Origin of the sequence: Thermus altitudinis, assembly GCF_022760835.1 — a bacterium.
GTDB classification, from domain to species: Bacteria; Deinococcota; Deinococci; order Deinococcales; family Thermaceae; genus Thermus; species Thermus altitudinis.
Window position 1 is genome coordinate 62,607 of record NZ_JAKTNQ010000010.1, and the last position, 14,496, is coordinate 77,102.

Genomic DNA, 14,496 nt, shown 5'->3' on the forward strand with positions numbered 1-14,496 from the left:
GGCATGTTGCTCATCAAAAACGTCAAGCTGGTGGACGCCCTTGGGGAAAGGGGTCCTGTGGACGTACTCATCGGGGAAGGCCGGATCCTGAGCCTCCATGGCGGGAAGGCGGAAACGGTCATGGACGGCAGGGGCCTTTACCTTGCCCCTGGCTTTGTGGACCTCCACGCCCACCTTAGGGAACCGGGCCAGGAGGTGAAGGAGGAGCTTTCCACGGGGCTTCTTGCCGCCGTGCGGGGCGGGTACACGGACATCGTCTCCATGCCCAACACTTCCCCGCCCGTGGATACCCCCGAGGCGGTGCGGGCCCTAAGGAAGAAGGCCCAGGCCCTGGGCCTAGCCCGGCTCCACCCGGCCGCGGCCCTAACCCAAGCCCAAGAGGGAAAGGCCCTCACGGAAGCCGGCCTCCTGAAGGAGGCTGGGGCCTCCCTCCTCACCGACGACGGCCACACCAATGAGGATGCGGGGATCTTGGCGGCGGGGCTCTTGCAGGCCTCCCCCTTGGGCCTACCCGTGGCGGTGCATGCGGAGGACGCCTCCTTGCGCCGGGGCGGGGTGATGAACGACGGTCCTCTAGCCGACCTCCTAGGCCTTCCCGGAAACCCCCCGGAGGCGGAGGTTGCCCGGATCGCCCGGGACCTGGAGGTCCTGCGCTACGCCCTGCGCCGCAGCCCGAAAAGGCCCCACCTCCACATCCAGCACCTTTCCACCAAGCGCGGACTAGAGCTCCTGCGGGAGGCCAAGAGGGCCGGGCTTCCCGTAACCGCCGAGGCCACCCCCCACCACCTTACCCTCACCGAGGAGGCCCTCCGCTCCTTTGACCCCCTTTTCAAGGTCGCCCCACCCCTCCGCACCCCAGAGGACGTGGAAGCCCTTATAGAAGGGCTTCTAGACGGCACCCTGGACGCCATCGCCACCGACCACGCCCCCCACACCCAGGCGGAGAAGGAGATGGACCTCCTAAGGGCTCCTTTTGGGATTCCCAGCCTCGAGGTGGCCTTCCCCCTCCTTTACACCGAGCTTCACCTGAAGCAGGGCTTCCCCCTAAGCCGCCTGGTGGAGCTTTTCACCGATGGCCCAAGGAAGGTCCTCGGCCTCAAGCCCCTGCACCTGGAGGAGGGCGCCGAGGCCAGCCTGGTCCTGCTGGACCCCAAGGAACGCCCCGTGAACCCCAAGGCCTTCGCCTCCAAAGCCCGCTTCTCCCCTTGGACAGGCTGGGTCTTAGGGGGGTGGCCGGTCCTAACCCTGGTGGAGGGACGGGCGGTATACCAGGCGCTGGCGTGACCGGGTCCCCTGGAAGCCAACCCGCAGGGGCCTCGCCGGGAAGGGGTGGGCTGGTCCACCGCCTGGGCCTGGCGCCAGGTCCTCCCGGTGGAAGGGGGGCTGGCCCGTGGAGGTGGCCTCACGGTATAGGGGGCCAGACCTCCTCGAGCCTCCGCACCCCCTCCGCCTCCATAAGCTTCAGAAGCCCTTTTAGCACCCGGCGGGGGAAAAGGGGTCCTCCGTAGACCAAGCCGGTGTAGACCTGGACCAACCTGGCGCCCAGCTTCAAGCGCTCCCAGACATCCTCCGGGCCCTCCACGCCTCCCACGCTCACCAGGGTGAGGCCCTCCACCCGGGAAAGGTGGCGCAACACCTCCAGGGCCTTTCCCTTTAAGGGCCTTCCCGAAAGCCCCCCGGCCTCACGGGCCCAGGGGCTTTGGAGGCCGGGCCGCTCCAGGGTGGTGTTCACCGCCACCAAGCCCTCAAGCCCGTGCTTTCGGCAAAGCTCCACCACCTGGTCCAAGGCCTCCCATGAGAGGTCCGGGGCCACCTTGAGGAGGAGGGGCTTAGGGGTGGCCGGGCGGAGCTGGGAGAGGAGCTCGTCCAAGAAGGGGCCCTCCTGGAGGGTGCGAAGCCCCGGGGTGTTGGGGGAACTCACGTTGAGGACGAAATAGTCCCCATAAGGCTCCAGGGCCTGGAGGGCCCTTAGGTAGTCTTCCGCCGCCCGCTCCAAGGGGGTATCCCGGTTCTTCCCCAGGTTCACCCCCACCGGGAAGGCCAGCCCCCTTTCCCGAAAGCGCCAGAGCCTCCTGGCCACCTCCTCCGCCCCCCGGTTGTTAAAGCCCATGCGGTTGATAAGAGCCCGGTCCTCCACCAGCCGGAAAAGCCTGGGCCTGGGGTTTCCCTCCTGGGGCCTAGGGGTGAGGGTCCCCACCTCGGCAAAGCCGAAGCCCAAGGCCCACCAGGCCCCCAGGGCCCGGGCATCCTTGTCCATCCCCGCCGCCAGGCCCAAGGGGTTGGGAAAGCGTAGGCCAAGGGCTTCCACCTGAAGCCTTGGGTCCTCCACCCGGAGGAGCCTGGCGGGGACCTCCAAAAGGGGGCCCCTTTCCGACCACAGGGAAAGGACCCTCAGGGTGAGCTCATGGGCTTCCTCCGGGTCCAGGGCAAAGAGCAGGCGGTGCATACGGGTCCATGGTACCCCGACCGGGAGCGGGCCTTGGGGTAAACTCACCCCCATGAGGACGCTTGGCATCCGGGGATTCCCCCTCATCCTGGCGAGCCTTCTCCCCCTGCTGGCAGCCTGCTCGGTAACCCTTCAGATCCCTTTGCCCGACCAAACCTTCCAGGCTGGGGTTCTACCCGGCACCGAGGGCAGAATCCTCTACCCCAAAGACGCCCTGGCCTTCAACCCACCCTCCGTTGCCCCGAAGGCCGTGGCCATCACGGGCACCCTTGAGGCGGACACCCCCCTCAGCGCCACCCTGAGCTTCTATGCGCGCCTCCTTGACCCCGCCTCCGACCCCACTTGCTCCTACATCCCTGTTGCCCAAGCCTACGCCTGCCCCATCGGACCCAACGACGAAAAAGCCGGGGAGGCCCAGTTTGCCAACACCCAGAGCGCCTCTCTTTCCCTTGGCGGGAAAAACCTCACCCAGGGCGTCGCCCAAGGAAAGTTTTGGCTGGGCCTCGAGGTCCAGGGCCTGCCTGCGGGCATGGTCACCCTCACCCTCAAAAACCCGAAGGCCTTGGTGACCGTGGGCCTGTAAGGAACCGGGCCACGCCCCGGGGGCTTTGTGCCCTCGGGTTTTTTCTTCCCCTTCTTCCGGGCTATGATAGGGATTAGATGAAGGACGCCTTGCGCCTGGAACTTCCCGTACTTCCCCTTCGGAACACGGTTATCCTCCCCCACACCACCACCGCGGTGGATGTGGGCCGCCCCAAGAGCAAAAGGGCGGTGGAGGAAGCCCTGAACGCCGACCGCTACATCTTCCTGGTCACCCAGAAGGACCCCGAGGTGGACGATCCCACCCCTGAGGACCTCTTCGGGGTGGGCACCCTGGCGGTGGTCAAGCAGGCCATGCGCCTCCCCGACGGCACCCTGCAGGTGATGGTGGAGGCCAGGAACCGGGCAAAGCTCCTCTCCTACGTGGCCGCTCCCTACCTCAGGGCCATCGGGGAGGTGCTGCCCGAGCCCCCCCTCCAGGATGCCAGCCTGGCCCGGGTCCTGGTGAACGAGGTGCAGGAGGCCTTTGAGCGCTATCTGCAAAACCACAAGACCCTGCGTCTGGACCGCTACCAGCAGGAGGCCATCAAAAGTACCCTAGACCCCGCCATCCTGGCGGATCTGGTGGCCCACCACGCCACTTGGGACCTTCCCGACAAGCAGGCCATCCTGGAAACCCCGGAGGTGGAGGAGAGGCTTAAGAAGGTCCTGGCCCTCCTCCTACGGGACCTGGAGCGCTTTGAACTGGACAAGAAGATCGCCGCCCGGGTCAAGGAACAGATGGACCAAAACCAAAGGGAATACTACCTCCGGGAGCAGATGAAGGCCATCCAGAAGGAGCTTGGGGGTGGGGAGGACTTCCTGAGCGAGATAGAGGAGCTCCGGGAGCGCATAGAGAAGAAGGGCATGCCAGAGGCCGTCAAGGAGAAGGCCCTAAAGGAGCTTAAGCGCCTGGAGCGCATGCAACCCGGCTCCCCCGAGGCCACGGTGAGCCGCACCTATCTGGACTGGCTCCTGGAGGTGCCCTGGACCGAGGCCGACCCCGAGGTCCTGGACATCGCCATCACCAAGCGGGTCCTGGACGAGGACCATTACGGCCTCAAGGACGTGAAGGAGCGGATCCTGGAGTACCTGGCGGTGCGCCAGCTCACGCAAGGGAAAGAGGTGAAGGGGCATGCCCCCATCCTCTGTTTCGTGGGCCCCCCGGGGGTGGGCAAGACCTCCTTAGGCAAGAGCATCGCCCGCAGCATGAACCGCCGGTTCCACCGCATCTCCTTGGGTGGCGTGCGGGACGAGGCGGAGATCCGGGGCCACCGGCGCACCTACATTGGAGCGCTTCCCGGGAAGATCATCCAGGGCATGAAGCAGGTGGGGGTGGTCAACCCCGTCTTCCTCCTGGACGAGATAGACAAGCTCTCCTCCGACTGGCGGGGGGACCCGGCCTCGGCCCTTCTGGAGGTCCTAGACCCCGAGCAAAACCACACCTTCACCGACCACTACCTGGATGTCCCCTACGACCTTTCCAAGGTCTTCTTCATCACCACCGCCAACACCCTGGCCACCATCCCTAAGCCCCTTCTGGACCGGATGGAGGTCATTGAGATCCCCGGCTATACCCTGCCGGAAAAGCGGGCCATCGCCCGCCACTTCCGTTGGCCCTTCCAGGTGAGGGAGGCGGGCCTCGAGGGCAAGCTGGAGATCACCGACCGGGCCTTGGACCGCATCGTGCAGGAGTACACCCGGGAAGCTGGGGTCAGAAACCTGGACCGGGAGCTTTCCAAGGTGGCCCGCAAGGCCGCCAAGGACTACCTGGAAAGCCCGTGGGAAGGGGTGCGGCTGGTGGAGGAAAAGGACCTCGAGGCCTACCTGGGCGTACCCAAATACCGTCCGGACCGGGCGGAGAAGGCCCCCCAGGTGGGGGTGGCCCAAGGCCTGGCCTGGACGCCCTATGGCGGCGCCCTCCTCACCATTGAGGCCCTGGCCGTGCCCGGGACCGGCAAGGTGAACCTCACCGGCAACCTGGGGGAGGTGATGAAGGAGTCGGCCCACGCCGCCCTCACCTACCTCCGGGCCCACCGGGAGGAGTGGGGGCTACCCGAGGGGTTCCATAAGGAATACGACCTCCACATCCACGTCCCCGAGGGCGCCACCCCTAAGGATGGTCCCTCCGCGGGGATCACCATGGCCACCGCCTTGGCCAGCGCCCTCACAGGCCGGCCCGTGCGCATGGATATGGCCATGACCGGGGAGATCACCCTAAGGGGCAAGGTGTTGGCCATTGGCGGCGTAAAGGAAAAGCTGCTGGCCGCCCACCAAGCCGGCATCTTTCGGGTGATCCTGCCCAAGGAGAACGAACCCGAGCTGAAGGAGGTCCCCGAGGAGGTCCTTAAGGACCTGGAGATTACCTTCGTGGAGGAAGTGGGGGAGGTCTTGCGCCTCCTCCTTCTGCCCCCTTCCCCACCCCCGACCGCCCCCGCCGAGAGGCCCCAGCCAGGAGCGGGAGCCTAGACCTCCACCACCTGGCCCAAAGGGGTCAAGACCCGGGCCGAGCCGGGGGCTGGGCGGTGGGCTTGTAGCTGGAGCTCGGCCAGACCCCGGGTCCCAAGGCCTAAGCGGTAGACCCCTGGGGGCAGGAGGAAGGCGTAGTCCAAAGGGTCCTCCGGAAGCACGGTCCCCCAAAAGAGACCCGCCTTTATTGGGGTGGGTAGGAAGTAAATCCCCCTCTCCTCCCCCATTAGGCGCAAGGGAAACGCCTGGGAATCCGATCCCAGCCCTAAGGGAAGCTCTTGGTAGACCCGACCGGTTAGCCTGAGCACCGCCCGTTCCTCCAGCACTAGGGGAACCTCCGTGGGCTCTCCGCCCAGGGAAACCAACTGGACCACCTCCGGGAGATCCAAAAGGAGGCGGGAGCCAAAGCCAAGGAGAACACTGGGGGGAGGGAACTCCGACCAGGGAAACTGGGAATCCACCACCACCCTCCGCCACTCCCTCAGATTCTTTACTAAGCCAGGCTCCCGTAGGGGTTCGGAAGCCCTGTCCCGATGGTAGAGCTCGGCCACCACGTCGCCAAGCTCGTGGAAGATCCCGGCCATCTGCCGGTGAATGCGTAGCCTCTTCCCCAGGGAAAGCTGGGCCTCCAAGTACCGGCGGAACTGGGGTTCGGCAAAACGATACCGGCCTCCGGAAAGGGTAAGCCACCCCTGGTACTCCAGCTCATCCAGAAACCCAGCCAATCCAAGCCCTTCCGCCAAAGCTGCGGGAAAAGCCCCGGGGTGTAAGGAAAGAGCCTCCAAGGCCCTTCGCCCTTCCCGGGACAGGTAACGGGCCTCGAGGACCACCATGGCCCGTATCCTCTGGGGAAAGGCCTCGGGGTCACCCAAGGCCAAAAGCTCCTTCATGACCTCCAGCCGGCCCCCGCTAGCCAGGTAGAACCGAGCCGCCCGGTGAAAGGGCTCGGACCGCAAAAGCGTGGCCCTGGCTTCAGCAAAACCCAGGCGGGGAACCTGAACCACCCAGGTCATCTCGGCGGGAAACCGCGCCCTGAGGGCCAAAAGGAAGGAAGGATCCTCTCCGAAAAGGCTTCTGGCCACCACCAACACCTGCCCCGGGACCGGCTTCAGGCGGAAGGCCTCCTCCTTGGGGGGCAGGGGATCCGAAAGGTAGTAAACCCCCGGCCCCTGGCCCAGCCCCTCGCGGAAGGGTAGGCGCAACCTTTCCGCCAGGGAGCGGGCCAAAGTGCCCCGCCCGGAACCCGGTGGGCCAATCAGGACCACCAAGGCGGGCGGACGCACCTCCTTGAGCCGTTCGGGCAGGGGCAGGCTCTCCTTAGGCACCCCCAGGCGGGCCCTGACCATCTGTACCCAGTCCCCAAGGGAAGGGGAGACGCTTTCCAGACCCTCCAAAATCTCCTCACCCCCAGGGGTTCGGTCCAGCTCCACCCCAGGGGGCAATGCCAGCACCTGGCCTCTGAAGGCATCGCTTCCCAAAAAAGCGCGCAGGTGGGAAAGTTCCGTGCGGAGGTTTTGCAAGGCCGCCCCATGCCCCCAAAGCAAATCGGCCAGCTTTTCCCTTCGGGTAGGGCCCTCGAGGGCCAGGTAGTAAAGGATGGCTAAGGCCTTCCGCCTGAGGGGCAAAGGCCCAAGGGGTCCTTCCGCCCGGGCAGGGCCATAGAGGGGCAACCGCACTCGCTGCATCCTTCCTCCGTTAAGCGCCTCGTTAAGCCACCGTTAAATCCCTTCTCATCTTGCGCAAGCATTTTAACGCATCTCCTTCATTCCGGCGTCAGAAAAGCACATCCGCCCTTAACGCCCCCTTAACGCTCCCTTGTCTACCCTCCGAAGCGAAAGGAGGTGGGACGATGAGGCTTGGGCGCTGGCTGTGGCTTCTTCTGCCCCTCACCCTAGGGGCAGCGGGGCCCCAAGCCTCCTTGCGGGTAGAGGTACGTGTTCCCGAACGGGCAGCCCTGGTGTTGGAACCCCCGGCGGTAGGGGGAAGGGTAGCGGGAATGTTGTGGGCCAGCAGAGGCGGTGGGGGCAACCCCAGCCAGCCCCCTTACTGTCCCCGAAACCCCAGCGACCCTACCCTTTGCCTACGGGATCCGGTGGTGGTCTTTGACCTGAGGTGCGCCACTTTGGGCCCCGTCCCCCCCCACTGCCCAGCGCTATATGGCGGGGACGGGCGTTTTTTGGATGAAGACGGCCGGCCCTACCCACCCCTTCTCCTGGACGGGGAGGGAAGGGTCATCCCGGGATCCAAGCGCTTCCCCCAGTACTTCACCCACCCCTCCATGCGGCTTCACGTCTTCACCCAAAGGCGCCACTGGGCCCTATCCGTGGCCTTTGAGACCGAGCCTAGGAGCCCCGAGGGAGCGGTGCTGGACGCCAGCCACTTCGCCATGCACTCCATCCTCACCGGGCGTGGCGGCCAACCCCCCACGCCCCACTGGAAGTGCCTGGCCTACCATCCGGATTGGGACCGCCCCCCCTCCCACATCTGCCCCGCCCCCCCAGGCCCGGATGGGGGGGTGCTTCTGGAGGAGGTCACCGACCATCCCGGCGGCTGGCAGTCGGTCACCTTGGGGATCAAGCTCCGCCTGGACGGTTCCGAAACACCAGGGGAATACGAGGGTTGGCTGGTCTACACCCTCACGCTTCTGTAGGAGGCTTACGGCATGAGGCTTTTGGCTCAAAAAGTTCGTAGGAGGCAACCATGAGGAAGTGGCTGTTGGCAGTCTTGGCATTGGCCCTGGCAGTGGGCTACGCCCAGGTGAACTTCCCTTCGGAAGGCGACCTGGACGGGAACGTGGAAGAGCTTTGGGACGATAACCACGACCAGGCGGCGGTGAAGGAAAAGGTGAGGGTCATCATCCCGCCCCGCTACGCCCTGCACCTCACCGAGGACGAGTGGAACTTGAATCTCAACAACCCTCCGGAGGCCCCGGGGAACTGGTTCTACGACCCCAGCAACCCCGCGCCTCCCCCGGAAGGCTGCTACCTGGTGCCCAAGGCGGTTAAAACCCTCCAGGACCTCCTTAGCTACACTGCGAGCGGAGGCGTCTTCCGCCCCATTGGCGCCTACCCCGCCGCCAAGGACTACAACGGGGATGGGAGGCTCTCCGACGACGAAAAGGGCACCCTCTACTGCGTGAACCATAAGGTCCTGCAGAAGTTCGCCAACGACCCCAACGGCTGGCAGCTTAGCGTAACCGTGACGGGGGCGCCCTCCAGCGGCTTCGGCTACTTCGGCCTGGCGGACCTCATCAACGGCATGCCCATGGGCAGCGTTTTCACCAATAGCCTGCCCTTTGGGCCGGTGGTGGTGGCCCAAAACGGTGGGCCCACGGGCGGCTGGCTGGACGACCTGATCGTGGAAGGGTTCTGGTTTGATGGCTCCGAGCTGGATGGCTCCTACACCCTTGAGGTCACCTTCACCCTGGCAGGTCTATAAGGGAGGTAAGCCATGCGGAAGCTTTTCCTTCTGATGCTTAGCGGGCTGCTGGCCTCGGCCCTGGCCAATGGCTACAGCGGCGAGGAGTGGAACGTGGGCGAGGACCAGGCCACCGTTACCGAGCGCATCAACCTCACCATCCCACAGCGGGTGGCCTTGCACCTCACCGAGGACGAGTGGATTGTGGACCTCAATAGCCCCGTGCCCGGGCAGAACGGGGAGGGGTGCTACCTGGTGCCCAAGGGCTACCAAGGCTCCCTGGAAGACGCCATCGCAGACGCCCTGGCAGGCAACTTCACCCCCATTGACCGCTACCCCGCCATCAAGGACCTGAACGGCAACGGCAGGATTGACGAGGGGGAAAAGGGCACCCTCATCTGCCTGAACCAGAAGGTGCTGCAGAAGTTCTGCAACAACGGGGAGGGCTGCGAGCTGGACCTCAAGGTGACCCGGACCCTTGGCGGGCCCGCCTACGGCCAGGGTGGGGTGGTGGAAAAGGCGCCGGACTTTAATAACTACTACAAGTTCGTCCAGTTCAACGGCTTTGACAACGGCACCCCCTTCGAGCTCCTAAAGGCGCTGGGCCAGCGTCTCCCCGGCTGGCTGGACGACATCATCATCGAGGCCTTCTGGTTTGACGGCTCCGAGGTGGCGGGCACCTACCAGTTCAACTTCCTCTTCATGCTTGCGGCCCTCTAAGCCCTAGGCTGCCCCCAGCCCCCCTGGGGGCAGCCCCTTTTCTCCCTAGAATGGGGACATGAGAAAGTTCCTTTCCCTTCTGATCCTTCTCGGCATGGCCCAGGCCCAGACCGGCGTGGGGGTAAGCCCGCCCAGGGCCCTTTACCCGGCCACCCCTGGGGCCAGCCTCACGGGAAGCATCCTGGTGGACCATCCGGGACGTAGCGGTACCCTGCAAGTGGAGGTGGTACTCCAGGACGTCTTGCTCCAGGCCGATGGCCGGCCCCTGTACCTGGACCCAGGAAGCCACCCCCGCTCCCTAAGCCGTTGGCTTTCCGTAAGCCCTTTGGCCTTCCTGCTCCAGCCCCAGGCCAGCCAGGAGGTGCGCTATACGGTCCAGGTTCCCCAAGGGACACAGGCCGGCACCTACTGGGGCGTCATCTTCTTTGAATCCGCCCCTGCGGGAAGTCGCCAGGGCGGGGAGGGCCTTGGAATCCGGGTCAAGACCCGGGTGGGGCACGTGGTCTATGTGGAAGTAGGCCAGGTAAGCCGTGGGGGACGCATCCAGGGTTTCCGCTACCAGCCGCCAAGCCGGGAAGGACCAGCCCAGGTGCGCCTGGTCTTTCAGAACACGGGTACCGGCCTCCTCCGCCTGAAAGGGCGGGTGGAGGTGCGGGACCCCCAGGGCCGCCCCCTGGCCCAGGCCGAGGTCCCGGAAACCGCAAGCCTCCCCGGGGCCACCCACGAACTCCCCGCCCCCCTTGCCAACCCCTTGCCTCCAGGGCGCTATCTGGTCCTAGCGGTGTTGGACTTTGGAAGCCCCAGCCTTATCGCTGGAGAAGGAAGGATTGAGGTGAAATGATGCGGCGTTGGGCGATCCTACTGGCCTTCTCTTGGGCCCTGGCCCAGGTGCCCATCGGGGTCAACCTGCCCGAGGGCACCAGCCTTTCCCTAAGCACGGAAGAGGTGGTCTTTGACCTAACCCAAAGCCACTTTCCCCCACCCAACTTCCCCTACGCCTACCTACCCAGCTCGCCCCAAGGGCCCCTGACCCTGAGGCTTTTCACCAACCTCGAGGGGGGCTTTGCCGTGGAGGTGGAAGCCACCCCCCTCTTGGCCGAAGGAGGGGCCCAGATTCCCGCAGGCCAGGTGGAGTACCGCCTAAACGGCGGCCCCTGGATCCCCTTGGGCCCCAAGGTGGTGCTCCTCACCGGCAGTGGCCCCACGGCAGGGTACCAAAGCTACGTGCTGGAGTTCCGCCTGGTGCTCACGGGCCAGGAGGCACCTGGGGTCTACCGGGGTAGCCTTCTCTTCACCCTAAGCCGGCTCTAGACCATGCGGACCCCCGCCCTTCTCCCCCTGCTCCTGGCCGTAAGCCTGGCCCTCGAGGCCCCCGAGGCTTTGGAGGCCGAGCAAGGGGGATTCCTCAGCGTACCCGTGCGGGGGGAAGGGCCGGTGGAGGCGGTAGAGGTTCCCCCAGGCCTCGTTCCCCTTTCCCAGGGGGTGGAAGGAGAGGGGGTGTTGAACTTCCTGGTGGGACCCGAGGCCTTGGCGGGAGAACACCTCCTGCGCCTTAGGGATGCCCGGGAAACCCGCTCCGTACGCGTGCGCATCCGGGTGCGGGCCGGGGTAGAGCTTAGGGTTCCTCCTGGGGCGCAAGGGTTGGAGGGGGAAAGCCTAAGCTACACCCTAAGCGTGCGCAACGCGGGAAACGCTAAGGACCGGATCCGGCTGGAGGTGCGAAGCCTCCTCCCCTACCGGCTTTCCCAAGAGGCCTTGGAGCTGGACCCGGGCGAGTCCCGGGAGGTCACCCTGGAGGTCCGCCTTCTGGGCCGAAACCGGGACACGGCCACGGTCTTCGCCTACTCGGGCCTGGACCCGAAGGTACGCACCTACGGGGTTATAGAAACCGTTATCCAACCCTTTGCCGGGGCAGAAAGGCTTTCCCGGCAGGCCCTTTTATACCGCTTGGGCCTTAGCACCCGCTACGGCCAAGAGGGCCTAGGGTACAGCCTGGCCTTCTCCCTGGGCGGGGCCCTTTCCGACTATGTGCGCCTAAGCTCCAGCCTGGGCTTTAGAGGCGAGGGCCTTTCCGGAGAAGCCTTCCTATACGGGGAGGACTTCGCCCTGGGCTTTCGCACCTACCAAGGGATCTACCGCCTCGAGGGGGAACTGGGCCCCTTCCAGGGATACGCCGCCTGGGCTGGAGGGAGCCTGAGCCTGGGTGGACGGTATGAGGAGGGCCCCTGGCAGCTCTCCACTCATTTAAGCAGCCTGGGCCAACGCTTCAGCGTGGGCTACGCCTTCCGGGAGGGGGGGCTTACCCTGGTGCCTTACGGGGTGGTGAACCGTCGGGCGGATCCTCTGGCGGTGCAAGGAGGGGTGGGCCTGGAGGGCAAGTTGGAAAACCGGGAGCTGAGCCTTTCCGGGCGCCTGGAGTATCTGGGAGGATTCAGGCTTCGCCTGGGCGGGGCCAGCCGTAGCCAAGACCCCCTGGGCTTCAAAGGGGAAGTAGCCTACGAAGGGCAGAGGTGGCAGGGTAGCGCTACCTTAAGCGGGCGCCTGGACGAGGCCACCACCCAGAGCCTCACCTTCCGCCTGGCCGATACCTACGGTCTCTTCTACACCTTGGCCTACCGACCCCCAGGCCAACCCTTCTCCCTTAGCGGCACCCTGGGATCCCAGGGGGGGCTGGTCCTGGGCCTGGCGGCCCGGTACCGGGAAGGAGGCCTAGAAGTAGGGGGAAGTGTGGGCAGGAACCCTACAGGACCCTACCTGGGCCTTTACACCACCTACCGGGAACGGAGCTACGCCCTGCAACTGGGCTACAACGCCACCGACACCCGCCGCTTCCTGGCCACCCTTCAAGGGGCCTTTCCACCCCTGGAAGGCAGCCTTAGCCTAGGCTACGACCTGGATCAAAGGCGCCTGGAAGGCCGCTTCGGTTTGGCCTATCGGGAAGGCCTTTGGGGCCTGGGCCTGGAGGGCCGCTATTCCCAGGGCGTGTTCCAGGTGAGCGCCCTGGGGACCCTGGAGTTTAAAGGCGGGTTTGACACCCCCGAGGAAGTGGTCCAGGCTTTTGGGGGCCGGGCCACGGGGTATGTGGAAGGCCTGGTTTTCCACGACCAAAACCGGGATGGGGTACGGAACCCTGGCGAACCCCTCCTCCCCGGGGCCAAGGTGCGGGTAGGGGGCCTGGAAACGGTAGCAGACGAGAAGGGCCGCTACCGCCTGGAGCTTTACCCCGGAAGCTACCGGCTGGAGGTGGGGGGCCTCGAGGCCACCCTGGCCCTACGGCGTCGGATAGAGGCCAAGGTGGAGCGCGGCCTGACCTTGCCCCTAGACCTCCCCGTGGAAACGGTTGTGGGGCTCATGGGCCAGGTCTTTTTGGATACCAACCGCAACGGCATCAAGGACGAGGGGGAACCCCCCCTTCCCTACGCCCGGGTACGGGTACAAGGACCGGAAACCCGAACCGTCCTGGCCGACGGACGAGGGGTTTTTGTCGTGGGCGGGCTTCTCCCGGGAAACTACACCCTGAGCCTAGACGCGGCTAGCCTGGACAAGCTTCAGGAACCAGGGGAGCCGGTATCCCTAAGCCTCTCCCCTGGACCCCTACCCCAGGTCTCGCTCCCGGCCCGGCCCGTGGTGCGGGAGGTGGTGCGCACCCTTACCGAGGAGACCCTGGCGGTGGTCCTAAAACCCTTGCCCCCGGCCCTCCCCCCTGGAGCGGAAGTGGTCCTGGAAGCAACCGTGCAAGGGAAGCCAGAAAGGGTCTGGGCCGAGGTGGCCGGGCGCATCCTGGCCTTAACCCCCGTAGGGGAAGGAGTCTATAGGACCTTTGCTGTGGTGGAGGGCCAAGGCCCTTTGGAGATCAAAGTGGTGGCCGAAGGCCAAGGGGAACGCAGCGAAGCCACGGCCCTCCTCACCCTCCGCCCGGGACCCCTGGCCACCCTGCAGGCCAGCCCCGCCCTCCTTGATCCCGGGGAGGAGGTGCGCCTCGAGGCCCGTCTCCTACGCCGGGCCAACCGGGTGGAAGTACGCCTAGGCCCCATGGTTCTTCCCTTGGAAAGGGTGGACGACTTCACCTACCGGGGTACCCTCCTGGCTCCCAAGACGCCCGGGGCTTACGAGCTGGAGCTGTATCTGGACGGGGTGCGAACCCATAGCGCCCGCATCCGGGTGCGGGACTAGGGAAGCTCCTCCTTACGGTTGGCGTTGAGGAATACTTGGGCCCCGAAGCGGGCCACCACCTCCTCGGCCGGGATCTGGGTGGCCCCCAGGGCCTCCATCACCCGCCTAAGGAGGAAATCCCCCTCCCGTATCTGCCGCTCCACCTGGGGCAGGCAGTCCTTGTGGTAAAAGGCCATGAGGGGCTCCAGGTGGCCTTCCGGGTTATGGACCACCACCACCGGGTACGCCGAGGCCAGGGCCTTCTCAAAGAGGAAATCCCAGTAGCTGGGCGTAAGGAAAGGCAGGTCCGTGGCCGCCACCGCCACCCAAGGGTAGCGGGCATGGAAGAGGGCGGAGTGCAGGCCGGAAAGGCTGTCGGCGCCCGAGAGAAGGTCGGGGTAAACCGGCACCCCAAACCCCTCGTAGGGCCGGTTGGCCACAATAAAGCGTTCCCCCGCGCCCTGAAGGCTATCCAGGACCCATTGGAGGAGGGTTTTTCCCCGGTAAGGGTAAAGGGCCTTATCCTCCCCAAACCGTCGGGAAAGCCCTCCGGCGATCACCGCCCCCGAGTACATGCCTACCATCGTGACGACTCCCCGCTCTAAAGAGCGGGGCTTCTCGGTTCTAGGTGGGACTACCTATCCCCGAAGGCTCCGTCCAAGCCCTGGCCAAGATGTTTACTGCCGCTGCTACGTCCCGATGGAGAAGAGTAC

General features: G+C 65.5%; 12 protein-coding genes. 9 read left to right on the top strand and 3 right to left on the bottom strand.

Going from position 1 to position 14,496, the window contains the following annotated elements; all coding sequences use genetic code 11:
- Positions 1–3: 3 nt before the first annotated feature.
- Positions 4–1,284: a dihydroorotase gene (locus L0D16_RS05415; protein WP_243030423.1), complete on the top strand. Its 1,281-nt coding sequence runs from the start codon at positions 4–6 to the stop codon at positions 1,282–1,284.
- A 118-nt stretch (positions 1,285–1,402) separates the two neighbouring features.
- Here the strand turns inward: L0D16_RS05415 and L0D16_RS05420 are convergent, their stop codons facing one another.
- Positions 1,403–2,446, bottom strand: coding sequence for a quinone-dependent dihydroorotate dehydrogenase (locus L0D16_RS05420; protein WP_243030424.1), 1,044 nt, complete (start codon positions 2,444–2,446; stop codon positions 1,403–1,405).
- A 52-nt stretch (positions 2,447–2,498) separates the two neighbouring features.
- Between L0D16_RS05420 and L0D16_RS05425 the strand changes: the two genes are divergently transcribed.
- Together L0D16_RS05425 and lon are read left to right on the top strand one after the other, a co-directional pair.
- On the top strand, positions 2,499–3,029 hold the full coding sequence (locus tag L0D16_RS05425) for a hypothetical protein (protein ID WP_243030425.1): 531 nt from the start codon (positions 2,499–2,501) through the stop codon (positions 3,027–3,029).
- Positions 3,030–3,106: 77 nt separating this feature from the next.
- Positions 3,107–5,494, top strand: coding sequence for an endopeptidase La (gene lon, locus L0D16_RS05430; RefSeq protein ID WP_243030426.1), 2,388 nt, complete (start codon positions 3,107–3,109; stop codon positions 5,492–5,494).
- Here lon and L0D16_RS05435 read toward each other — a convergent pair.
- On the bottom strand, positions 5,491–7,179 hold the full coding sequence (locus L0D16_RS05435; RefSeq protein WP_243030427.1) for a hypothetical protein: 1,689 nt from the start codon (positions 7,177–7,179) through the stop codon (positions 5,491–5,493). The genes lon and L0D16_RS05435 overlap by 4 nt on opposite strands.
- Positions 7,180–7,343: 164 nt before the next feature.
- Here L0D16_RS05435 and L0D16_RS05440 point away from each other — a divergent pair, with 164 nt between their 5' ends.
- Genes L0D16_RS05440 through L0D16_RS05465 form a run of 6 tightly spaced genes read left to right on the top strand, consistent with a single transcriptional unit; the run spans position 7,344 to position 13,804 of the window.
- A complete protein-coding gene (locus L0D16_RS05440) occupies positions 7,344–8,144 on the top strand; it encodes an NUDIX hydrolase (RefSeq protein WP_243030428.1) in 801 nt (266 codons plus the stop codon).
- Between the two features lie 50 nt (positions 8,145–8,194).
- Positions 8,195–8,932, top strand: a complete 738-nt coding sequence (locus L0D16_RS05445; protein ID WP_243030429.1) for a hypothetical protein — start codon at positions 8,195–8,197, stop codon at positions 8,930–8,932.
- Between the two features lie 12 nt (positions 8,933–8,944).
- Complete coding sequence (locus L0D16_RS05450) at positions 8,945–9,631, top strand: hypothetical protein (protein WP_243030430.1); 687 nt, start codon at positions 8,945–8,947, stop codon at positions 9,629–9,631.
- Positions 9,632–9,689: 58 nt separating this feature from the next.
- Positions 9,690–10,472, top strand: a complete 783-nt coding sequence (locus tag L0D16_RS05455) for a fimbrial biogenesis chaperone (RefSeq protein ID WP_243030431.1) — start codon at positions 9,690–9,692, stop codon at positions 10,470–10,472.
- Positions 10,472–10,942, top strand: coding sequence for a hypothetical protein (locus L0D16_RS05460; RefSeq protein ID WP_243030432.1), 471 nt, complete (start codon positions 10,472–10,474; stop codon positions 10,940–10,942). The genes L0D16_RS05455 and L0D16_RS05460 overlap by 1 nt, the downstream gene beginning before the upstream one ends.
- A gap of 3 nt (positions 10,943–10,945) precedes the next feature.
- Positions 10,946–13,804, top strand: coding sequence for a hypothetical protein (locus L0D16_RS05465; protein WP_243030433.1), 2,859 nt, complete (start codon positions 10,946–10,948; stop codon positions 13,802–13,804).
- On the opposite strand, the gene L0D16_RS05470 is transcribed toward L0D16_RS05465, so the two are convergent.
- A complete protein-coding gene (locus L0D16_RS05470; protein WP_243030435.1) occupies positions 13,801–14,358 on the bottom strand; it encodes a molybdenum cofactor guanylyltransferase in 558 nt (185 codons plus the stop codon). The genes L0D16_RS05465 and L0D16_RS05470 overlap by 4 nt on opposite strands.
- Positions 14,359–14,496: the final 138 nt, after the last annotated feature.

Coding starts and splice junctions, on each gene's coding strand:
- L0D16_RS05445 (WP_243030429.1), top strand. CDS start 8,195: ATGAGGAAGTGGCTGTTGGCAGTCTTGGCATTGGCCCTGGCAGTGGGC.
- L0D16_RS05470 (WP_243030435.1), bottom strand. CDS start 14,358: ATGTACTCGGGGGCGGTGATCGCCGGAGGGCTTTCCCGACGGTTTGGG.
- L0D16_RS05465 (WP_243030433.1), top strand. CDS start 10,946: ATGCGGACCCCCGCCCTTCTCCCCCTGCTCCTGGCCGTAAGCCTGGCC.
- lon (WP_243030426.1), top strand. CDS start 3,107: ATGAAGGACGCCTTGCGCCTGGAACTTCCCGTACTTCCCCTTCGGAAC.
- L0D16_RS05425 (WP_243030425.1), top strand. CDS start 2,499: ATGAGGACGCTTGGCATCCGGGGATTCCCCCTCATCCTGGCGAGCCTT.
- L0D16_RS05415 (WP_243030423.1), top strand. CDS start 4: ATGTTGCTCATCAAAAACGTCAAGCTGGTGGACGCCCTTGGGGAAAGG.
- L0D16_RS05420 (WP_243030424.1), bottom strand. CDS start 2,446: ATGCACCGCCTGCTCTTTGCCCTGGACCCGGAGGAAGCCCATGAGCTC.
- L0D16_RS05450 (WP_243030430.1), top strand. CDS start 8,945: ATGCGGAAGCTTTTCCTTCTGATGCTTAGCGGGCTGCTGGCCTCGGCC.
- L0D16_RS05455 (WP_243030431.1), top strand. CDS start 9,690: ATGAGAAAGTTCCTTTCCCTTCTGATCCTTCTCGGCATGGCCCAGGCC.
- L0D16_RS05440 (WP_243030428.1), top strand. CDS start 7,344: ATGAGGCTTGGGCGCTGGCTGTGGCTTCTTCTGCCCCTCACCCTAGGG.
- L0D16_RS05435 (WP_243030427.1), bottom strand. CDS start 7,179: ATGCAGCGAGTGCGGTTGCCCCTCTATGGCCCTGCCCGGGCGGAAGGA.
- L0D16_RS05460 (WP_243030432.1), top strand. CDS start 10,472: ATGCGGCGTTGGGCGATCCTACTGGCCTTCTCTTGGGCCCTGGCCCAG.